The 21,378-nt window shown below is 57.6% G+C and carries 21 protein-coding genes; 10 read left to right on the top strand and 11 right to left on the bottom strand.

Annotation, left to right across the window (positions count from 1 at the left end; all coding sequences use genetic code 11):
- Positions 1 to 55 precede the first annotated feature (55 nt).
- The 3 genes from AACZ86_RS14695 to AACZ86_RS14705 form a co-directional block, all read right to left on the bottom strand.
- The gene (locus AACZ86_RS14695) at positions 56 to 1,402 is read right to left on the bottom strand and encodes a metallopeptidase TldD-related protein (protein WP_339693793.1); all 1,347 of its coding nucleotides are present in this window, start codon (positions 1,400 to 1,402) and stop codon (positions 56 to 58) included.
- Between the two features lie 87 nt (positions 1,403 to 1,489).
- A complete protein-coding gene (locus AACZ86_RS14700) occupies positions 1,490 to 1,882 on the bottom strand; it encodes a hypothetical protein (protein WP_339693796.1) in 393 nt (130 codons plus the stop codon).
- Positions 1,883 to 1,961: 79 nt separating this feature from the next.
- Positions 1,962 to 2,090, bottom strand: a complete 129-nt coding sequence (locus AACZ86_RS14705; protein ID WP_339693798.1) for a hypothetical protein — start codon at positions 2,088 to 2,090, stop codon at positions 1,962 to 1,964.
- On the opposite strand from AACZ86_RS14705, the gene AACZ86_RS14710 reads away from it, so the two are divergent.
- Positions 2,089 to 3,381, top strand: coding sequence for an NADH:flavin oxidoreductase/NADH oxidase family protein (locus AACZ86_RS14710; protein WP_339693800.1), 1,293 nt, complete (start codon positions 2,089 to 2,091; stop codon positions 3,379 to 3,381). The genes AACZ86_RS14705 and AACZ86_RS14710 overlap by 2 nt on opposite strands.
- Positions 3,382 to 3,405: 24 nt before the next feature.
- On the opposite strand, the gene AACZ86_RS14715 is transcribed toward AACZ86_RS14710, so the two are convergent.
- Positions 3,406 to 5,385, bottom strand: a complete 1,980-nt coding sequence (locus AACZ86_RS14715) for a lipoxygenase family protein (protein WP_339693802.1) — start codon at positions 5,383 to 5,385, stop codon at positions 3,406 to 3,408.
- Positions 5,386 to 5,549: 164 nt separating this feature from the next.
- Between AACZ86_RS14715 and AACZ86_RS14720 the strand changes: the two genes are divergently transcribed.
- Entirely contained in the window at positions 5,550 to 6,710 is a 1,161-nt protein-coding gene (locus tag AACZ86_RS14720; RefSeq protein WP_339693803.1) for a diguanylate cyclase, read from the top strand.
- 21 nt (positions 6,711 to 6,731) lie between these two features.
- Here AACZ86_RS14720 and AACZ86_RS14725 read toward each other — a convergent pair whose 3' ends face one another.
- Positions 6,732 to 8,411 carry a long-chain fatty acid--CoA ligase gene (locus tag AACZ86_RS14725; protein ID WP_339693804.1) on the bottom strand — a complete coding sequence of 560 codons (1,680 nt, stop codon included), beginning with the start codon at positions 8,409 to 8,411 and terminating at the stop codon, positions 6,732 to 6,734.
- 97 nt (positions 8,412 to 8,508) lie between these two features.
- On the opposite strand from AACZ86_RS14725, the gene AACZ86_RS14730 reads away from it, so the two are divergent.
- Positions 8,509 to 9,792: a TCR/Tet family MFS transporter gene (locus tag AACZ86_RS14730; RefSeq protein ID WP_339693805.1), complete on the top strand. Its 1,284-nt coding sequence runs from the start codon at positions 8,509 to 8,511 to the stop codon at positions 9,790 to 9,792.
- A gap of 38 nt (positions 9,793 to 9,830) precedes the next feature.
- Here the strand turns inward: AACZ86_RS14730 and AACZ86_RS14735 are convergent, their stop codons facing one another.
- The 6 genes from AACZ86_RS14735 to AACZ86_RS14760 form a co-directional block, all read right to left on the bottom strand.
- Complete coding sequence (locus AACZ86_RS14735; protein ID WP_339693807.1) at positions 9,831 to 10,949, bottom strand: MBL fold metallo-hydrolase; 1,119 nt, start codon at positions 10,947 to 10,949, stop codon at positions 9,831 to 9,833.
- 172 nt (positions 10,950 to 11,121) lie between these two features.
- Positions 11,122 to 11,808: a DUF1013 domain-containing protein gene (locus tag AACZ86_RS14740; RefSeq protein ID WP_339693851.1), complete on the bottom strand. Its 687-nt coding sequence runs from the start codon at positions 11,806 to 11,808 to the stop codon at positions 11,122 to 11,124.
- Between the two features lie 152 nt (positions 11,809 to 11,960).
- Positions 11,961 to 13,025, bottom strand: coding sequence for a glycosyltransferase family 1 protein (locus AACZ86_RS14745; RefSeq protein ID WP_339693809.1), 1,065 nt, complete (start codon positions 13,023 to 13,025; stop codon positions 11,961 to 11,963).
- Entirely contained in the window at positions 13,022 to 13,951 is a 930-nt protein-coding gene (locus AACZ86_RS14750) for a UDP-2,3-diacylglucosamine diphosphatase (RefSeq protein ID WP_339693810.1), read from the bottom strand. Before AACZ86_RS14750 ends, AACZ86_RS14745 begins: the two co-directional genes overlap by 4 nt.
- A 95-nt stretch (positions 13,952 to 14,046) precedes the next feature.
- Positions 14,047 to 14,466, bottom strand: a complete 420-nt coding sequence (locus AACZ86_RS14755; protein ID WP_339693812.1) for an NUDIX hydrolase — start codon at positions 14,464 to 14,466, stop codon at positions 14,047 to 14,049.
- Positions 14,467 to 14,470: 4 nt separating this feature from the next.
- Positions 14,471 to 15,481, bottom strand: a complete 1,011-nt coding sequence (locus tag AACZ86_RS14760) for an NAD(P)H-quinone oxidoreductase (RefSeq protein WP_339693813.1) — start codon at positions 15,479 to 15,481, stop codon at positions 14,471 to 14,473.
- A 103-nt stretch (positions 15,482 to 15,584) separates the two neighbouring features.
- Between AACZ86_RS14760 and AACZ86_RS14765 the strand changes: the two genes are divergently transcribed.
- From AACZ86_RS14765 to AACZ86_RS14795, 7 genes are all read left to right on the top strand, one after another.
- Entirely contained in the window at positions 15,585 to 15,782 is a 198-nt protein-coding gene (locus AACZ86_RS14765) for a DUF1192 domain-containing protein (RefSeq protein WP_339693815.1), read from the top strand.
- Between the two features lie 269 nt (positions 15,783 to 16,051).
- Positions 16,052 to 18,370: an ATP-dependent Clp protease ATP-binding subunit ClpA gene (gene clpA / locus AACZ86_RS14770; RefSeq protein ID WP_339693816.1), complete on the top strand. Its 2,319-nt coding sequence runs from the start codon at positions 16,052 to 16,054 to the stop codon at positions 18,368 to 18,370.
- A gap of 157 nt (positions 18,371 to 18,527) precedes the next feature.
- Positions 18,528 to 19,175 (top strand): TetR/AcrR family transcriptional regulator, encoded by a 648-nt coding sequence (locus tag AACZ86_RS14775; RefSeq protein WP_339693817.1) that lies wholly within the window; start codon positions 18,528 to 18,530, stop codon positions 19,173 to 19,175.
- Between the two features lie 102 nt (positions 19,176 to 19,277).
- Positions 19,278 to 19,715: a VOC family protein gene (locus AACZ86_RS14780; RefSeq protein ID WP_339693819.1), complete on the top strand. Its 438-nt coding sequence runs from the start codon at positions 19,278 to 19,280 to the stop codon at positions 19,713 to 19,715.
- A 28-nt stretch (positions 19,716 to 19,743) separates the two neighbouring features.
- Positions 19,744 to 20,226 (top strand): VOC family protein, encoded by a 483-nt coding sequence (locus AACZ86_RS14785; RefSeq protein ID WP_339693821.1) that lies wholly within the window; start codon positions 19,744 to 19,746, stop codon positions 20,224 to 20,226.
- Complete coding sequence (locus AACZ86_RS14790; protein ID WP_339693822.1) at positions 20,223 to 20,861, top strand: glutathione S-transferase family protein; 639 nt, start codon at positions 20,223 to 20,225, stop codon at positions 20,859 to 20,861. Before AACZ86_RS14785 ends, AACZ86_RS14790 begins: the two co-directional genes overlap by 4 nt.
- Positions 20,862 to 20,876: 15 nt before the next feature.
- Positions 20,877 to 21,335, top strand: a complete 459-nt coding sequence (locus AACZ86_RS14795) for an SRPBCC domain-containing protein (protein WP_339693824.1) — start codon at positions 20,877 to 20,879, stop codon at positions 21,333 to 21,335.
- The last annotated feature ends 43 nt before the right edge of the window (positions 21,336 to 21,378 follow it).

Genomic DNA, 21,378 nt, shown 5'->3' on the forward strand with positions numbered 1-21,378 from the left:
GGGCGCTTCTATTCCGATAGATGTGGTTCGACGGGCGTACCACTAACGGATTTGTTCAGCCGCCCGCCACCGTCATGCTGTCGGTGCGCAAGGTCGGCGCGTTGATGCTATAGCGATATTCCAGATCATCGGCCGCAATCAGGCTCTTGAACATGTCTTTCAGATTACCGGCAATGGTGATTTCGGAAACCGGCGGCCCGATTTCTCCGTCGACGATCAGGAAGCCGCCAGCACCACGGCTATAATCGCCAGTGACCGGATTGACGCCCATGCCGATCAGTTCGGTAATATAGACGCCGTGCTTGATATCCTTGATCAGCTCCGCCTTGCTGACCGAGCCATTGCCCATATGCAGGTTGGTGACGCTCACTCCCGGCGCGCCTCCGACGCCGCGCGAGGCATGTCCAGTTGGTTGCAGCCCCAGTTGGCGGGCAGAAGCGCTTTCCATCAGCCATTGGGTCAAGCGGCCATTGTCGATCAATTTGGTCTTCGCGGTCGGCAGGCCTTCGCCGTCAAACGCCTTTGAGCGCAGGCCCCGCTTGCGATGGGGGCAGTCGATGATGTTCAGGGCGCTGTCAAATACCTGGGTGTCGAGCGCATCGAGCAGGAAACTGGTTTTGCGCGCGATCGCACTGCCGGCAATGGCGCCGACGAAATGGCCGAGCAGGCTGTTGCCGACGCGCGGATCAAAGACGACCGGCATCGCGCCGGATGCAAAGTCCACCGGATTGAGCCGCGAAATGGCTCTTTCCCCGGCTTCCTTGCCGATATTTTCGGGATTCTCGAGATCCTCGAGAAAGCGTACGCTGTCATAGGCATAGTCGCGCTCCATGCCGTCGCCTTCGCCGGCAATAACGCTGGCGGACAGGCTGTAGCCGCTGGTGGAATAAGCGCCGGAGAAGCCGTGGCTTGTCGCCAGCGCAACGATGCTGCGACCGGCACTGGCACCGCCGCCTTCGCTGTTGGTAACGCCCTGGACCGCCCGCGCAGCATCTTCGGCTTTCAGCGCCAGTTCGCGCAACAGCTCGGGTTCCGGATTCTGGCCGTCATCACCGTCGATCGGATGCGGCTCTGATTTCAGCAACAATTCTTCGGGCGCGAGGCCGGCATATTGGTCTTCCGGTGCCTCTCTCGCCATATCCATAGCGCGTCCGACCAGAGCGGACAGGATTTTCGGGTCCATATCGGAGGAAGACACAGTTGCCGAACGCTTGCCGACAAACACTCTCAGGCCGATTTCTTCGCCTTCCGACCGTTCGACATCTTCGAGATTTCCGAGACGGATTTGCACCTGAGTCGCGGCATCGCAGACATAGATGGCGTCGGCAGCGTCAGCACCGGCTTTTTTTGCTTGGGATATAAGGGCGTCAGCGCGATCCTGCGCTTCTGTAGGTTTTAGCATCTGCCGGACATAGGTGCGGCACCCTGCAAGGTCAACGATGCGGTGCTAATTGGTAAAGAAACGATCGTCGGTTTTCTTTGTCCGTTCTCAGAGCATCGGTCCAACGGCCTTGATGACACCGACAAAGACGAAGGGCAAACCGATAGCCAACACCCAAAGGAGCACCTGATCCGACCGGAATTTTGCCGCAATGCTCTGCTCGGACAGGCGGCTGCTACCGATATCTGCCCATCGTTTTTCAAATTTCCGGCAGAAAGGGATAATGACGGCAACCAGCACAACCAGACCAAAATATGGAGCAATCGACATGCCGCTGGTTTCGATAAAGCTGAGCACGAAGAAAATCTGCATCATCGTGTAGGCCAACAAGGCGGCAGCACAATTGTTGCTCATCTTCTTGTCCCAGCGAACGGCTGTGTTCTGCACATCCTGACGCGCATGATTCTTGCTAACCGGTTTCCGAGATGCTGCTGCGACCATTTCTATCCCCTTCAGAAATTCATCCTGTAATTTTCGCCGGAAGTTTGCCCCCGTGCAATAAGAACTACACTATACCTTTTTACTGTAAATGCAAAATTGCCAGTTTAACAACATAATATTGCACGATCAGGCCGTTTCCCTTGCCCAAAATTGCCGGATGCGACAGGATCAGATTTTGAACGCAATCCAGCTCCAGGGGCATTAGCATGACCACAAAACTTTCCGATCCACTGACGCTGCCGTGCGGTGTCGCGCTGCCCAATCGCCTCGCCAAAGCGGCAATGACCGAAGGTTTGGCGAGTCCGGACGGTGTCCCGACAGCGGAACTGGAACGCCTGTACGGGCTCTGGTCTGATGGCGGCGCCGGGATGCTGCTCAGCGGCAATATCCAGATTGACCGCGACCATCTCGAACGACCGGGAAATGTTGTCATTGATCGCCAGGCGGATGATATCATGATGATCGCGCTGAAAAGCTGGGCGCAGGCCGCGACGCGCAACGGCAATCATTTCTGGGCACAGATCAGCCATGCCGGACGTCAGACCCAGAGCAATATCAACAAACATCCCAAGGCGCCGTCGGCCGTCAAGCTCGGCCTGCCGGGCGGACAATTTGGTGAACCGGTTGCGCTGACGACAGCAGAGATTGAAGAACTGGTCGATCGATTCGCGCTGGCGGCGAAGACCTGTCAGGCTGCCGGCTTTACCGGCGCACAAATCCATGCCGCTCACGGTTATCTCTTGAGCAGCTTCCTCAGCCCGCGAGCCAACCAGCGGACCGACGAATATGGCGGTAGTCTGGAGAACCGGGCGCGTTTCCTGCTTGCGGTCGTGGCCAAGATGCGCGCGGCGGTCGGTCCCGGCTTTCCTATCGCGGTCAAGCTCAACAGCGCCGATTTCCAGAAGGGCGGATTCAATTTCGATGATAGTCTGCAGGTGTTGAAATGGCTGGAGGAGGCCAGCGTCGATCTGGTCGAGATATCCGGAGGCACCTATGAACAGCCTGCGCTGATGGGCGCAGACGGTATCGAAGAGAAGGAGCAGCAGAATCTCGCGCCTTCTACCAAGAAGCGCGAAGCCTATTTCGTCGACTTCGCCAAAGCGATGCAGGATGCGGTCACGGTTCCGTTGATGGTAACCGGCGGTTTCCGGACCCGCGCGGCGATGGAATCGGCGGTGGAAAGCGGTGCCGCCGATCTGATCGGTCTGGGCCGGCCGATGTGCGTGATGACCGACGCTCCGAAGCGTTTATTGGAAGATCTGGAAGCATTGCCGCGCTACGAGGACGAGCTTCGTCTGATCCCCGAATGGCTGGGTTTTCTCATGCGTTTTCAGATGGTCAAGGCGATTGCCGGCTTCGCGACCATCTACTGGTTCTACGAACAGCTGGAAAATCTTGGCAAGCGCGGCAGCACCGATCCGAAGCTGAGCGTGTTCAAGGCGTTCCGCGCGGTCGAAGCGCGCAATAAAAGGATATTGGCAGCGCGCAGCCCGCGCTGACCATATTCCGGCAATGGTCCGATGCTAGATATTCGTGCTCGTCGGGATCTGGCTCGGCTGCAGATAGACATAGGGATGCATCCGCTTCTCGTTGCGGGCGATGATTCGCTCCTCGACCGCCCTCAATCCAGCCTGAAAGCGCGCTAGCGGGCCTTCTGTGCCGATTATCGCCGGATCCTGGAACCATGTTTCATAGGGGAGCCGGTTAGTGCGATAATCGCCGAGCGGGCGGTAATAGACCGATCCGAGCAAGAACAGCGAGGACAGCTGTTCCAGCGCCAGCGACATCGGCGGCATATAGTCCAGCCATTCGCCCTTATCATGGCCCTTTTGCCCGGTGGGTGCAGCGGTCCACCCTGCCCCGGTGACAGCCGGTGCAAAGGTCATGATCGTCCGTTGCGGGAAATTGACCGCAGCATGCTGGGCGCTGGCGGTAAATATGATCATCGTGCAGACGTCGGTCAGCTGGGCCCGGGAGGTAATCGGCTTGAAACCGATAATATGCCCCTCCGAGGCAATGGATGTGGCCCATTGCGCCAATTCGGTATCGCCGGTGACCGCATCATCATCCTTATAATAAATATCGATATATTGAGCGGCCCAGTCGTGGATCGCATCCCAGACCAGCATGGCATCGTCACGATAGGGATAGTCCGGCAATTTCGCCGGATCGGCAACGTTGCGCTCCGCGAAATCCACCGGGGTCATTTTCCTGAAAAAGTCAAAGGACAGACGCGCCTTTACCGCGGCAAGCTGGCTGGAGGTGATCGTACCGCCAAAAAAGGCATCAATCGGACCGCCAGCGTTGATCAGCGTTTCCACCGCCAGATTGTTGATGAACAAAGTTCCCTCGAAATGCGGAACCAGCAAGGCCCAGAGCGGGTGGACATTGGCAAGATTGCGGCGGGTCGCGACGGCGATTGCCTCGCTGACCAGATGGGTGCTGCCGAGATGGACGAAAAGCTCGTGATAGTTGCAGTCTGCGACCTGGACGACGAATTTCGCCATTTCCCAGCCCCATTTTTCCGAAGCCGAAACCGACGGAATCATCACCGGATAGCGACTGCTGTCCTGCCCGCACTGGATCGCCACCGGCTTGAGCGATGCACCGCCGGGAGGGACGGCGAACAACGCCATCGGGCGATAGATATATTTGGCCTGCCCTTGCCATACTCCATCAACAAGGACGCCCAATTCCTTGTAATCACATAAATATACCCTTCCCTCTGCCAAAGCATCGGACAGCTTGTCGCCATTGATGACGGCCGCATATTGCGCCGCTGTTACGGGAAAATTTTCGGGAATCTGCCCGATACCCTGCAGCAACATCGGATTGGGGCCAGCCACGCGCAGCCGGGCGAACTGGTCATCATCCAGAAATGTATAGGCGATGCCCGGAGCCGGAATCGTCTGGTAGAGATCGCGATAGGCCTCGATCGAGCGCGTATCTGCCGCTTCTTCGGCTTTGAGGACGTCGACAATCGCCGTGATGATATCGCGGAGAATGCTTTCATGGCCTTTCAGGACTTCGATGTCGGCAGCTTGTGTCGCCTGCTCGATGCTGCTTTCGAGGCCGGGACCGGCGCTGTCTACCCGATGTTTTTCGCGCAATGCGTCAACTTTGGATCTGACCTCTTGTCCGTCTTCCAGCGCATCGCTGATGATTTTCTGTGCTGCTTCGCTGAGACCGGAAAATAGCGGATGGAGCTGGACGGCGGCAATATTGTCCAGAATTTTGAGCCCCACTTCGAGCACCTTGAACCACCATTCGATCGACGGCTGGTCATCGGAGGGCACTTTCGTGGCCAGCGGCACGCCAGGCAGGCTCGCGACCTCCCGTGTCCATTGATATTCCACCGAAGTGGCGGCAATCTGTTCACGGCGCTGCTCGCGCTGTTCGCGGCTGTCATTCTGCGGCAGGCTGGGATGACGTGTGCCGCGCTTTACGTCCTCTCCGGCCAGATTGTGCTGCGGGACAACGGGCGGTGCGTTTTCATAGGACATAATGGCTCCTGAACTCGGTATCAGACGAGGCCATCTAACCGATTCATGGTTAACAGGTTGTAAAGGGGCCTTCAGCATATCCGCTACAGGCCGCTTGAGAGCTGATTGATACAAGATGATACAGACTTAACGCCGCGTTTACCATTAGTTGCTAGCTACGCATCATGCAGTCAGCCATCCGACAGTTCCTGCAAAGACTCATCCCGCCGATCCCGGAAGCGGTTCGGGACGAATTTGCCATATTGAGCGCGACCCGCCTGCAAGCCCAGTCCCGTGCCTTGTTTCTGGCGATGTTCCTGACCATACCCTTCGTATTATATGCTTCCAGCTCCGGTGCTGATCCACAGATTCGCTACGGCATACCGCTGGCAATGGCAGGATGCTGCCTGCTCGGCTTTATCTCGTTGATCAAGGACCGCAACGCCTCGGGCAGTCCGGATCTGGCGCGCAAATTTATCGCCGAATCGACCTTCTTCTCCGCCGCCATCTGCGTCCTTGTCAGCGTCTGGTGCGTGCTCAGCTGGGTGAATGCACCGGCCGAACTGCGCTTATTCTATCCCTTCACGCTGGCCATGGGTTCGCTGACCACAATCTATACGCTCGCGACGATCCGGCTCGCGGCAATCCTCAATATCATCATCGGGATCGTTCCGATCACCATCATCTTGCTGATGTCGGGCGATCCGATCGGCTGGTCTGCTGCCGGCAGCCTGATCATGGTAACCACCTTCCTGTTCCGCCTGATCACGTCGCAGAATGACCAGTTTATCAACCTGCTGATGCTGCGTCACGAGATGCGCGATCTGGCGCATACCGATCCGCTGACCAATCTATTCAACCGCCGGGCCTTGGCCGAACATCTTGAACGCCAGATTGCAACCGGCGTCGAACAGCGCGGCTTTACCGTGGCGTTGATCGATCTGGACGGGTTCAAGCCGGTCAATGACCAATATGGCCATTCCGTCGGTGACCAGTTGCTGATCGAGGTTGCCCGGCGTCTGCAGCATGCCTGTGGCGAAAATGGTATTGTCGCGCGGATGGGCGGCGACGAATTTGCCATCCTGCTGTCTCCGGAATCGACGATCTCCAGTTCGGCCTGCGCCGACCATATGCTCGCTGCGCTGGTGCCTCCCTGCGACGTCGGCGGACATGTCATCCGTGTCCGTGCGAGTATCGGTATTGCCACATGGCCGATCGACGGAGAGACAGCCGAATCCCTGTTCGAGGCGGCGGACAGGCAACTTTATGCGGTGAAGAATTATGCCGCCAGAGTACAAGGGCCCGCCCCAGAGCATCGAAAGAACCGGCGCTCCAAGTCGGGATAATCGCGGTCGGACCAGTCGGGACTAGTCCAGTTCCTCGGCCCGCAGCGCCTTGCGATCGAGCTTTCCGATCATCGTCTTGGGCAGACTGTCCCGGACCACGACATCCATCACCCGTTCATGCTTGCCGAGCTGGGGATTGAGCCATTTTTTCAGCTCTTCTCCCGTGGCATCCATTCCCGGATTGAGCGCGACATAGGCTTTCGGACTCTCGCCGCGATAGGCGTCGGGCACGCCGATAACCAAAGCTTCCTTGATCGCCTCATGCTGGTAGAGCACTTCCTCGACATGGCTCGGAAAGACCTTGAAGCCGCCGACCGAGATCATATCCTTCAGACGGTCGACAATCTTGATATAGCCGTCCTCGTCGATCGTCGCGACATCACCTGTGCGCAGGAAGCCGTTCACAAACACCTGGTCGTCTTCTGCCGGCAAATTCCAGTAACCCTGCATTACCTGCGGTCCGGAAAATATCAATTCGCCCGGTTCGCCTTCCGGCGCGGGCCGGGTAGGATCGCTTTTGTCGACCAGTTTCACAATCGTTCCGGGGACCGGTTGCCCGATCGTACCGGGCTTGTTGAGCCCCATATAGGGATTGGCACTGACCACGCCGCAGCTTTCGGTCAGGCCATAGCCTTCGACCAGCTTTGCCCCGGTGGTCGCCTCGAATTTCTTCTTCAGCTCCATCGGCAGCGGCGCACCGCCCGAGACACAGACTTTCAGCGAAGAAAAATTGGTTTTGCCGATATCGGCATGGTCGAGCAAAGCCTGATACATGGTCGGCACGCCGGGCATTGCGGTGATCTTTGTGCGGGTAATCGCCTTCAACGTCTGCTTTGCGTCAAAGCGCGGCAGCATGACAATCTCGCCGCCGCGTTCGACGGTGCGGTTGAGTACCGCGCTGTTGGCGAAGACATGGAAAAACGGCAGCACGCCCATCACCCGATCGGGCTCGTCGAGAAACGGATCGATGCCGTTGATCTGCCGCGCATTGGCGGTCAGATTCTGGTGACTGCACATCGCGCCCTTCGGCGTGCCGGTTGTGCCACCGGTATATTGCAGCAGAGCAATGTCCTTGTCCGGACGGATATTGGGTGCCTTGTAGTTACCGTCATTGTCGGTCAGGTCCGAGAAAACGGTGATCCGGTCATCTTCGGGCTGCGGGCTGTTCTCCTTGCGGCGGAATAGCGAATAGAGCAGCGCCTTGCCCTTTGGCAGCGCACCCGAAATGCTGCCGACCACCAGCCGCTCGAGGCTGGACTGCTCGAGCACCTGATAGGCGGTCGGGAAAACCGCGGTGGCGGAAAGCGTGAACAGGATCTTGGTGCCGCTATCCTCCACCTGATGGTTCAGTTCATCTACCGTATAGAGCGGCGAGAAATTGACGATCGTCGCACCGATCGCCATCGCGCCGTAATATGCGGTAACATAATGCGGGACATTGGGCAGAAACAGACCGATCCGGTCGCCTTTCTGGACTCCGAGATCCTGCAGCCCCTTGGCCACACGGACGACTCCGGCGGCAACCTCGGAATAGCTATATTTGCGGCCCATGAAATCGAGCAGATTGGCGTCGCCGCGGCGGCCGGCCGAGCGGAAGAACATTCCGGGCATCGACAGCGGTGCATAAAACTGGTCCCATGGCGTGGGATGATTATAGCGCGATTTCCAGATCGGCGGCTCGTCAGGATAAGTTTCGGTCATCGATATTTACGTAAGTGAAGCAGCACTAACTGACAATGAAAATTCCTGACGTTTATGCCTCCCTTTCGGCAAGACCAGGGTGTAGGGGGATGATCCAATGTCCGAGTCCAGCCCTCCTCCCGTCGCCAAATCATCCATGGTCTTCGTTTTTCTGGTCGTACTGATCGACATGCTCGGCTTCGGCATCATCATGCCGGTCCTGCCGAAACTGATTACCGATATCACCGGTGAGTCGATTTCCAACGCTGCGGTCTATGCCGGCTGGCTGGCCTTTGCCTATGCCGCGATGCAATTTGTCTTTGGTCCGATCGTCGGCAATCTGTCTGACCGCTATGGCCGTCGGCCGGTGCTGCTCGCAGCATTGGGAGGCTATGCCATCGCCTATGTCCTGATGGGCTTTGCACCGACCTTGTTATGGCTATTCATCGCGCGGATCGTCGCCGGAATCATGGGTGCCAGTTTCAGCACCGCTTATGCCTATATTGCCGACATCTCGTCGGCCAAGCAAAGATCGCAGAATTTCGGCCTGATTGGAGCCGCATTCGGACTGGGGTTCATATTTGGCCCGGCGATTGGCGGCATATTGGGGGAATATGGCACTCGTCTACCCTTTTTCGCAGCCGGCCTTTTGGCTATGGTCAATTTCCTTTTCGGGTTTTTCATGCTCAAGGAAAGCCTGCCGCGGGAAAAACGGCGCCCCTTCAATATCGCTCGCGCCAACGCCTTTGTCGCGCTCAAGGGCCTGCATGGCCAGAACAAGATCGTCTTCTGGTACGCCGCATCGCTGACGATATGGATGACGGCCCATGTCGTCTATCCAATCATCTTCGCCTTTTACGCGATGGAAGCCTTCGGCTGGAGCGAATGGACCGTGGGTATGGCGCTCGCCTGCGTCGGTATTGGCGCCGCGATCGTCCAGGGCCTTTTGATCCGGGTGCTGATCCCGCGCATTGGCGAGCGCAACGCGGTCATCATCGCCGCGCTTTCCATGGCGATCAGTTCGGTCTTCTATGTCGTCGCTGGCCCCGATCAGGGATGGTTGATCTTCCTCGCGATTCCGGTCGGCTCGCTTCAGGGATTGTTCCAGCCGTCGATAAACGGCCTGATGAGCAACGCGGTATCCGATGACACGCAAGGCGAGCTGCAAGGCGCCGTGGCCAGCCTGCAGAGCCTCGCCTCGGTCATCGGACCACCCTTGTTCGCGGCCGTTTTCGCGGCGTTCACTGTCGCGGGAAGCATTTACTATATACCGGGCGCACCATTCGGGTTGGCGGGCATAATTTCGCTGGTCGCATTGGCGATTTTCCTGCGCGGCTACGCCCTGCACTGCACCAGCGGCGATGTCGAACCGCCACAGGATGCCAAGTCGGCCACCCATTGATCGGGAATAACTCCTAGCCGCTGTATCGACCGCGGATATCAAGCGGCGCTATACCAGGCGGTGCCGTCCTTCATCTCAAGCGTAGCCCGTCCGGTATATTCCAGATGCCTCAGCGTCGCCATCGCCTCTCCGCTGGCCATGCCGATAACATCCGGCGTGATCGGCCGTCTGAACAGATAGGGGAAGCTGTCGACCACCCGCTTTGGGCTTTCGCGCAACCCCTGTTCCAGATCGTCCAGCGCCTCGTTGTGGCGCAATGCCAGCGTATCGAGCCGCTGATGCGCGCCCAGAAACGGTCGGCCATGGGCCGGCAATATCAGCAGGTCATTATCGAGTTGGGCACGGAAATGAGCGATGCTTGCCAGCCATTCACCGAGCGGGTCGCTGGTCGGTTCGCTCAACATGGTCGAGATATTCGATGTGATCCGCGGCAGTATCTGGTCGCCGGAGATCATCACCCTGGCGCTGTCGTCGATCAGGCAGGCATGTTCGGGTGTGTGACCGTTGCCGATCATCACCCGCCACTCATGGTCGCCGGTGCGCACTCTGGTGCCTTCTTCCATCCGGATATGGCCGATTGGCAGGTCCGACACGGCGCGGGCGAAGCGTCCCCAGCCCTTGGCAGCGAAATCGTCGATCAGATTCTGTTCCCAGCCGCAGAAACGCCATTCGTCCAGCGCCTCTTGCGGGACGCCGTCGCGTTTGTCGGCGATCAGCATCTTGGTCAGCATCCATTCGGTGCGGTTCATGTGCAAAGGCGCCTTGAACCGCTTTGCCAGCCAGCCGGCGCAACCGACATGATCGGGGTGATAATGGGTCACGATAATCTTGGTAGCGCTCTGCCCTTGCAGCGCGCCTTCCTCGAACAGATGTTTCCACGCTTCGACAACCTGCGGCATGAACAGGCCGGTGTCGGCAATGGCGAAGCCTGCGCTGCCGTCTTCATGGCGGTCGGCGAGCACCCAGTTGTTTATATGGCCCAGCGGACCGGGCACCGGCGTGCGGGTCCAGCCGATGCCGGGCATCAGTTCAAAATATTCGCCATATTTCGGTTCATAGTCGCCGAGCGGATAGGTCAGTCCGTCCGATTCAATGGGGTCAAAGCCATGATCGGCGAGCATTGCATCATATGCGGGCGGTTTTAAGGGAGCATCCATGGGCCAGCCATAGCCCCTGAATCACGGCAAGCGCAAGCCGGTTTAATCGACTAGTTAAATCACTGGTTGACTGGCTTTGGGCAATTGCCGGACATGCCAGCCAGCGCCTGCTGAAGTCCCCTCCGGCAGCATCGCTATCCCGATCACCAGCACCGGCGCAAGCCGCAACGGCTCAGCTGTCTTTGAAAAGCGTCTCTGCAGTATGCTCGACGGGCGCTTTTTCTTCTTCGCCTGCCTCACCCGACAATGCAGCTTCTGCATCGCGGGTAGCCTGTGCGCGTTCCTCGCGCAATTCGGCAATCAAGGCTTCCTTGTCGCCGCCCAGCTTCGTTTCATCTTCGGCTTCCGGTTCGATGCCGGCCTTTTTAGCGGCCTTGGCAACAACAGCATCCAGTTCGCGCTGTGAACACAGACCCAATGTCACGGGATCCTTTGGTGCGATATTGGCGATATTCCAATGTTCACGATCACGGATGGCGCTAATCGTTGTACGGGTGGTACCGATCAGCTTGCCAACCTGCGCATCGGAAATCTCCGGATGGTTGCGCAGCAGCCAGGCGATGCCGTCGGGCTTGTCCTGACGCTTGGAAACCGGCGTGTAGCGCGGTCCCTTGGTCCGGCGAATCTGGTCCGGGCCCTTCTGGATGACCATCCGGTAATCCGGGTCCTTCTCCGCTTTCTCGATTTCCTCGTGGGTCAGTTCGTGCGCCTGCACCGGATCGCGTCCGGTATATTTGGAGCTGGCGAGATCATCGGCCATCGCGTTGACTTCAAGAATATGAATACCGCAAAATTCGGCAATTTGTACAAAGCTGAGCGCCGTGTTGTCGACGAGCCAGCTGGCAGTTGCGTGCTGCATAAGAGGAGTTGCTTGTTCGGCCATGATGGCATCCTTCCAATGGCTGGCATTTCTACGCCAGCGGAATATAAAAATAAAGGGCCGCCCCCTTGCGGAGACGGCCTGTTGGAAGCTTATGTAGGCCGTTTGGAAGAAGACGGCAAGATATTTGGCTATACGCGCGCAAAAATCGCTTTTGCGAGGATCCGTCGCGACAAATGATAATCCTGCCGCCGTTCCTGCGACACCAGTCCGTTCAGAAACTGGCTGGCGCTGGCGTCCCAGCTAAAGTCCTTACCACGCGCAATACAATCGGTGGAATTGAGCCCGAGCGCGCGCTGTATTGCCACGTCCAGATCCTCATCCATCGCACCACTGGTTGCCGTCAGTATATCAATTGGCCCGGTCACCGGAAAGGCGGCAACCGGCGTACCGCACGCGAGGGCTTCGATGATCACCAGACCGAAAGTGTCGGTCTTGCTCGGAAATATGAAGACATCAGCTCCGGCATAATAGCCGGCCAGTTGCTCGCCCGATTGCCTCCCGACAAAATGCGCCTCCGGATGGCGCGATCTGAGCCCCGCCAACGCCGGTCCGTCACCGACCACGACCTTTGATCCCGGCTGATCGCTCGACAGAAAGGCCTCGATATTCTTTTCGATCGCCACCCGACCGACATAAAGCTGGATCGGCCGCTTGATTTGTCCGTAAATCCCGGGCGTAGGAGCATCTGCACGGAAATTTGCCAGATCGACGCCGCGGCTCCAGTGATGGACATGGCTCAGCTTCTCGCCGCGCAACTGGTTGCGGATGCTTTCCGTCGAGACCATGATCGCTTCCGATCCATGGTGAAACCAGCGGATATAGGGCCAGAATATGCGTGGTGACATTCGCGTGCGTCTGGCGAGATATTCCGGGAACTGTGTGTGATAGGCGGTTGTGAATGGACGTCTATTTCTGCGACACCAACGGCGCGCCTGGACGCAGAGCGGCCCTTCGGTCGCCAGATGGACCGCGTCCGCGCCAAATTGCTCGATTTGCCTGCCGACGGTACGCGCGCGGGTGAACGCGAGGCGGATCTCCGGATAGCTGGGCGCCGGGACGGAGCGATATAGGTCCGGCGAAATCACCAGAATTTCGTGCCCCTTGTCCCGCAGCAGACCGATAACCGTATCGAGCGTCCGCACCACCCCGTTGACTTGCGGATGCCACGCATCCGTCACCAGAGCGATCTTCATGCCGCCTGCCCCATGTCGCTGCGGCCTATATTAGCCTCCACCGCTATCAACCGCACCGGTTGCTCCTGCTTGGCGTTCCGGGCGGCAATCTCGTCGGCCCAGTGCAGGATCTGCATATTGCCGTCGTCGCATTCGACAAGAGCAGTACAGCCTTCGACCCAGTCGCCGTCATTATAATATTCGATGCCCTTGATCACGCGATGCTCGGCGGTGTGGATATGGCCGCAAACGACACCGTCAACGCCGCGGCTTTCCGCCGCCTTGGCTACAAGCTCTTCGTAACGGCCGATAAACTCGACCGCGTTTTTGACCTTGTTTTTCGCCATTTTCGACAGGGACCAGTAAGGAAGGCCCAGGCGGTTGCGCAGCTTGTTGACCAGCCAGTTCACCCGCATCAGGGTCACATAGGCAGCATCACCGACAAAGGCGAGCCAGCGATGGGCGAGCATGACGGTATCAAATTCGTCACCGTGCAGCACCAGCAGGCGGCGACCGTCGGCGGTTTCGTGGATCGCCGAACGCCGGATTTCCACCCCGCCGAAATTCAGCCCGGTAAACTGGCGGAACATCTCGTCATGATTGCCGGGAATATAGACGATGCGGGTGCCGCGCCGGGCCCGTTTCAATATGCGCCAGATGATGTCATTATGACCGTCCGGCCAGAAAAACCTCTTCTTCAAGCGCCAGCCGTCGATGATGTCACCGACCAGATAGAGCGTATCGCTGTCGACATGGTCGAGAAAATCGATCAGCAGATCGGCGTTGCAACCGCGTGTGCCGAGATGGATATCGGATATCCATATGGTTCGATATCGGGTCCGGTCGCGCGAATGGACAAGCGGTTTGCGCTTCAGCCGCGCTTCGTATCGGTCGGCATCGAGCAGCGGAATATCCGCTCTGCTAACGGGTGGAAATTGTTTGGCCATTGAAAACTCCCATGGGAAACGATCCATGGGTGTGGCTTTACGGGCTGATTGTGACAGCCGGATTCCCGTTTTATGAAGTTTTGGTGACGGGAGACCTACGCTTTCAGATATTCCTGAAGCCGCAATTGCAAGTGCGGCACGGCGTCATTGCTAGCCAGAAATTCAGCAACCGGCATGGTTTGCCAGCCCTGCCCCTCATCGCCAAAGACGATCTCGTCCAGAATATGGGCCGATAACCGGCAGACGAAGAACAGAGCTACCGCGCCGGATCCGCGCCAGTTCGGGTAGGTTTGCACATGATCCAATTCGTCAATCGCGATGCGGATGCCGAATTCCTCAAATGTTTCGCGCGCCACGCATTCCGCACCGCTCTCGCCATTTTCCCGGCCACCACCGGGCAAGTCCAGCATATTGGGGAACGGAATGTCCGCCCTGTCGTCCCGGCGATAGACCAGAATATGATCGTCGATGAAGAAAGCCACTTTTGCGCCGTGAAAATCTATTTCACCGCTCATCGGGCTATTCGACGATCAGCACGATCTTGCCGATATGATTGCCGGCTTCCATATGGGCATGGGCCTTGGCAGCATCGGCAAGCGGAAAGCTTTCGTCCATCACCGGCTTCAATTTGCCCGCTTCCACGTCGGGCCAGACATAGCTGTGCAGTTCATCCGCCATCAGCGCCTTGCGCTCGGCCGACTGTGGCCGGAGCGTCGAACCGGTGAGGGTCAGTCGTTTCATCATGACATGGGCCATGTTGATCGTGGCCTGCAGCCCGCCCTGAACCGCGATGGTGACGTGGCGGCCGTCTTCTTTCAGACATTGGATATTACGCGCGACATAGTCGCCAGCGACCATGTCGAGAACGATTTCCACGCCTTTGCCGTCGGTGATCTTCTTGATCTCCTCGACAAAGTCCTGACTTTTGTAGTTGATCGCATGATCGGCGCCGATCTGCTTTGCGGCGGTGCATTTCTGGTCGCTGCCGCAAGTCACGATGACATCCAGACCGAACAGCTTGCCAAGCTTGATCGCCATCGTCCCGATACCGCTGGTGCCGCCATGAACCAGAACCGTTTCCCCTTCACGGGCAAAGCCGCGATTGAACAAATTACCCCAGACGGTGAACAAAGTCTCCGGCAAAGCCGCCGCTTCGGCCATGGTCAGGCAGTCGGGAACCGGCAAACATTGCTGTACCGGAGCGACGCAAAATTGCGCATAGCCGCCGCCGTTGGTCAGCGCGCAAATCTTGCGGCCAATCCATTCCGGTTCGACGCCGGCGCCCAGCGCCACAACGGTACCGGACACTTCCAGACCAGGCAGCGGCGACGCGCCGGGCGGCACAGGATAGAGGCCCATCCGTTGCACCACGTCCGGCCGGTTCACGCCGGCAGCAGCGACGCGGATCAACACTTCGCCCTGAGCTGGCTGCGGAACCGCAACGGTTTCAGCCTTCAAGACTTCCGGTCCGCCCGGCTCGCTAATCGCGATGGCGGTCATTTCTTTTTGCAACACTTCCGATACGGCCATTATATACCCCCCACGGGGATTTTGCGTGCCCCCGTTATTTCTCGCCCTTATTGACAGCAAAGCGCGGGCGGTCAACATTACCCTGCAGGAGGAATGTCGATTCATGGACGATGACGATAATTTACCACGCAATGCCAATGATCCTGTGGCCGTGTTGGTCAAACAGGATCTTGATCCATTATCGGTGGACGAACTCGATCAAAGAATTTCTTTGCTGAAATCGGAAATAAGCCGCTGTGAAGAGAAGAAAAACTTCGCCGTAACGCACCGTGCCAGCGCAGAAAATCTGTTCAAAAAATGATAAAGGCTGGCATTCGCTAAACCATTTGTTAACCTTGTTTAATAATAGTTGGGTTCAACCGTTCCAAATTGGACCGTAAAGGAGAAGTGAGACGAAAAATTGGCAGCTTTGGCCAATTGCTACAGATCCGAGGCTTGACGCTCTTGACGTTTAAGGCAAGGCTCACGATCTAGAGTATAAGCTATTGGTTAAAGTCCGGAACCAGATGGGACAACATCGGTCTCGGCAACAGGGGGCGGTATCACCGTCCCGATATTGGAGTAAATTATATGCCATCATTCGCGGAATCGCTCGAGAAAACCCTGCATCAGGCTTTGAAAAATGCTTCTGATCGCAGCCACGAATATGCGACTCTCGAGCATCTCCTTCTAGCGTTGATTGAAGATGGCGATGCCTCTCAAGTGATGAACGCGTGCGGTGTCGATCTGGGCGAGCTGGAGGACGCAGTTGTTCTTTATCTCGACAGCGAACTCGATTCCCTGAAGGTCGAGAAAGCCATCGACCCCTCCCCCACTTCCGGATTCCAGCGGGTTGTCCAGCGGGCAATCCTGCATGTTCAATCTTCCGGCAAGGATGAAGTCACCGGCGCCAATGTGCTGGTCGCGCTATTTTCCGAGCGGGAAAGCTATGCGGTCTACTTCCTCCAGCAGCAGGATATGAGCCGGCTCGATGCCGTCAGCTTTATCAGCCATGGTGTCGGCAAGGGCGGTCAGACCGCCGAACCGGCAGAATTGTCCGGCATGGAAGGTGAAGAGGACAAGAAAGAAAAGAGCAAGAAAGAGACGGCGCTCGACCAGTTTACCGTCAATCTCAACAAAAAGGCTGCTGATGGCCGTATCGATCCGTTGATCGGGCGGCAGGCAGAAGTCGACCGGACGGTGCAGATCCTTTGCCGGCGCTCGAAGAATAACCCGCTCTATGTCGGCGAACCCGGCGTCGGTAAAACCGCGATTGCGGAGGGTCTGGCGCTGCGTATCGTAGAGGGCAATGTCCCGGAAGTATTGCTTCCGGCCGTCATCTACTCGCTCGACATGGGCGCCCTGCTGGCCGGAACCCGCTATCGCGGTGATTTCGAAGAACGGCTGAAACAGGTTGTTTCCGAGCTGGAAAAAATGCCGGATGCGGTCCTGTTCATCGACGAGATCCACACCGTGATCGGTGCCGGCGCGACCAGCGGCGGCGCGATGGATGCATCGAATCTCTTGAAACCGGCCCTGTCCGGCGGCGTCATCCGCTGCATCGGATCGACCACCTACAAGGAATTCCGCAACCATTTCGAGAAGGACCGGGCACTGCTGCGGCGCTTCCAGAAAATTGACATCAACGAGCCGTCGGTCGAGGATACAATCAAGATCCTTACCGGCCTGCGCGGTGCTTTCGAAGAGCATCACAAGGTTCGCTATTCGCCCGATGCGTTGAAATCGGCGGTGGAATTGTCCACCCGCTATATCAACGACCGCAAGCTGCCGGACAAAGCCATCGACGTGATCGACGAAGTCGGCGCGATGCAGATGCTGTTGCCGCCTTCGCGCCGCAAGAAAATGATCACCTCCAAGGATATCGAAGCCGTGATCGCGACAATGGCGCGGATCCCGCCCAAATCCGTGTCCAAGGATGACAAGCAAACGCTCGAGAGTCTGGAAAAAAATCTCAAGCGCGTGGTCTTTGGCCAGGACGAAGCGATCAAGAAACTGTCCAGCGCGATAAAATTGTCGCGTGCGGGGCTGCGCGAACCGGAAAAGCCGATCGGCAATTATCTGTTCAGCGGCCCGACCGGCGTCGGCAAGACCGAAGTCGCCAAGCAGCTGGCATCGATCATGGGCATTCCGCTCAAGCGTTTCGACATGTCCGAATATATGGAACGCCACAGCGTTTCGCGCCTGATCGGCGCGCCTCCGGGCTATGTCGGCTATGACCAGGGCGGTCTGCTGACCGATGCCATCGACCAGAATCCGCATTGCGTGTTGTTGCTCGACGAGATCGAGAAGGCCCATCCCGACCTGTTCAACATATTGCTGCAGGTAATGGACAACGGCAAGCTGACCGATCATCACGGCAAGACCGTCGATTTCCGCAACGTGGTGTTGATCATGACAACCAATGCCGGCGCGTCCGACATGGCAAGAGAAGGCATCGGCTTCGGCAATATGTCCAAGGAAGATGCCGGCGAGGAAGCGGTGAAGAAAACCTTCACCCCGGAATTCCGCAACCGTCTGGATGCGATCGTTCCCTTCGCCTATCTGCCGACCGAAGTGGTGGCACGGGTGGTCGAGAAATTCATTCTCGAGCTCGAGCTGCAACTGGCCGACCAGAATGTCCATATCACGCTCGACGAGGATGCGCAGGCATGGCTCACCGAGCGCGGCTATGACAAGCTTTACGGTGCCCGTCCGATGGGCCGCCTGATCCAGGAGAAGATCAAGCAGCCGCTCGCCGAGGAACTGTTGTTCGGCAAGCTCAAGAACGGCGGCGAGGTCAAGGTTCACCTGAAGGACAATAACCTGACCTTCGAAACCACGGCAGCCGCACCAAAGGCGAAGAAAAAGAAGGCTCCGGCCAAGAAAAAGGCCGACAGCGAGACAAAATAATTTCGCCAGTCGGGCTTCAAACCCAGCAAGATATGAAAACGGCGTGGCTAATCCCACGCCGTTTTTTTTCGTCTTGAAATCAAGTGCATCGATCCTGTCCGACGATAAGGATCAATCAGGATATTGACGCATACCGACTAGTTGGTATGTTGACGACATGAACGCGATTCGAAACATCCCAGCCGGCAAGCCCAATGCTCGGGCAAAATTGCTCGATGCCGCGATCAAACTGGTCCGGCACAGCGGATTTTCTGCCACCTCGGTTGACCAGATTTGCGCGGAAGCAAAAGTAACCAAGGGTGCATTTTTCCACCATTTTGCCAGCAAGGAAGCATTGGGCGCGGCAGCAGCAAAAGCCTGGACCGAACGCGCCGAACAGCTGATATTCACGCTACCCGAATGGACACGAATGCCGGATCCGCTCGATCGGCTTCTCACCCATATCGATTTTCGTGCCGCGATGATCGAAGGGTCAGCGGAGGATTTTACCTGCTTCGTAGGCACGATGGTGCAGGAGAGCTTTGCCAGCAGTGACATTCTGCGCGAGGCAAGCGATGCCAGCCTTACCGCTTATGCCGAAAGGCTGGCCGAAGACATCGAGGCCGCGATCGACCAGCATGGCATCGTCAATAACATCGCCGGCGGCGGCATCAGCGCACTGAGTCTGGCCTATCATGTCCAGGCCGTACTGCAGGGCGCCTTCATACTGGCGAAGGCGAAGGGCAGCCCCGAGATCGCCCGCGATAATATCCGGCATCTCAAGCATTATGTCTCGTTGCTATTCGGGAAGGAGACGGGATCGTGAGCAATGCTTCAGACATATCCGCGAAATATTACGCCGCAACCTTCCCCGAGGCTGCTGTTTCCCCTGACCATTATACCCTGAAATGAACGAAAGGATGTAAAAGTGACCAAGATGATTTTCGTAAACCTTCCCGTTACCGACCTCAACGCCTCTATGGCCTTCTACGAGGCCCTTGGTTTTTCCAACAACCCCCAATTTACCGATGAAACGGCCGCCTGCATGGTCTGGAGCGAGACGATCAACGCGATGCTGCTGACCCACGACAAGTGGCGCAGCTTCACAAACCGTCCGATCCCGCCGTCGACTTCGAGCGAGGTGATGCTGGCGATATCCTGCGACAGTCGCGAAGCGGTCGACAGGATGAACGAGGCCGCCGCGGCCAGTGGCGGCACCGCCGATATCAATCCGAAACAGGACCATGGCTGGATGTACAACCGGAATCTCGCCGATCCCGACGGCCATGTGTGGGAAGCGGCGTGGATGGACATGGATGCTGCGATGGCAACAATGGGTGAAGGGGCAGAACAACCCGCCGCCTGATTGCGGGACGAAGGAGAGGAGAATGTTTATGTCGAAAGCAACAATCTGCTTGTGGTTTGACAAAGATGCAAAGGCGGCAGCGGAATTTTACGCGGCCACCTTTCCCGACAGCGCAATCGGAGCCGTCCGGCAAGCGCCCGGCGATTTCCCCGGCGGCAGTAAAGGCGATGATCTGACGGTAGACTTTACCGTATTGGGCATATCCTGCCTCGGACTGAACGGTGGCCCTGCCTTTCCGCAAAGCGAGGCCTTTTCCTTTGTGGTCCATACCGACACGCAGGAAGAGACCGACCGCTACTGGAACGCGATCGTCGATAATGGCGGTACCGAAAGCCAGTGCGGCTGGTGCAAGGACAAATGGGGGATCAACTGGCAGATCACCCCGCGCGTCCTGACCGATGCAATGGCGCAAGGCGGGGATGTCGCAAAACGCGCGTTCGAGTCGATGATGCCGATGCAGAAAATCGACATAGCGACGATTGAAGCGGCTGTACGGGGTGAAGTCTCGTGATCGAGCTTTTTGGTCATCCCTTCTCCTCTTACACATGGAAAGCGCTGATCCCCCTGTGGGAGAAGGACATCCCGTTTGAATTCCGGCAACTCGACGGGGACCATCAAAGCAATAGCGCGGAATTCGCCCGACGCTCACCAACCGGCAAGTTTCCGCTGCTGGCGGACGGTGAGCGGACCATCTTCGAAGCGACGGCAGTTATCGAATATCTGGAACTCATCCATCCCGAACCCAGGTTGATCCCGGACGGGATGGCAGGTGTCGAAACACGGATGTTCGACCGGATGTTCGACAATTATGTGATGAACGCGATGCAGCGTGTGGTCGAAGTACGGCTCGGTCGCGCCGATGCGTCAGAAACCGACAAAGGCTGTGCGATTCTCGACAAAAGCTATGCCTGGCTCGACGCGCATCTGGGCGATCATTGGGCGGTCGGGGATGCGTTCACCATGGCCGATTGTGCCGCCGCACCATCGCTTTTCTATGCTGACTGGGTGCATCCGATCCCGGACGGACTGGAACGGCTCAAGGCTTATCGGTCCCGCCTGCTGGCACGGCCATCGGTCAAACGGGCGGTCGACGATGCACGGCCCTATCGACATTTTTTCCCCGGCGGTGCGCCGGAACGTGACTAAGCAGGGAGACAGGATATGACCGCGACACAAGAGAGCCATCACGAACTATCGATAACCCGCCATTTTGCGGCACCACCGGACAAGGTCTGGGATATTATGACCAACCATATCGAGCAATGGTGGTGCCCGAAACCCTGGCGGGCGGAGTTCGAAACACTTGAGCGTCACGCTGGCGGAGCTTCGAACTGCACCATGTATGGCCCTGACGGCGAGGTTCATCCCCATCCCGGTCTGGTATTGGCCTGGGACGAGGGTCGGCGCTTTGCCTTTACCGACGCGATTGTCGGCGACCTCGAGCCGGCTGGTCCGTTCATGATCGGGATATGGGAGATCGAAGCGGAGAATGGCGGCACCCGCTACACCGCCACCGCACGCCACTGGACCAAGGAAGCACAGGCCCAGCACCAGGAGATGGGTTTCGAGCAGGGCTGGAAGGCATGCGCGGGACAGTTGGCCGAGCTTTGCGAGAATTAGGCGACAGATGATGGCCATCTCAACGGGCTTTGGATGCTCGTCC

Source organism: uncultured Parasphingorhabdus sp. (assembly GCF_963975735.1).
Lineage (GTDB): Bacteria > Pseudomonadota > Alphaproteobacteria > Sphingomonadales > Sphingomonadaceae > Parasphingorhabdus.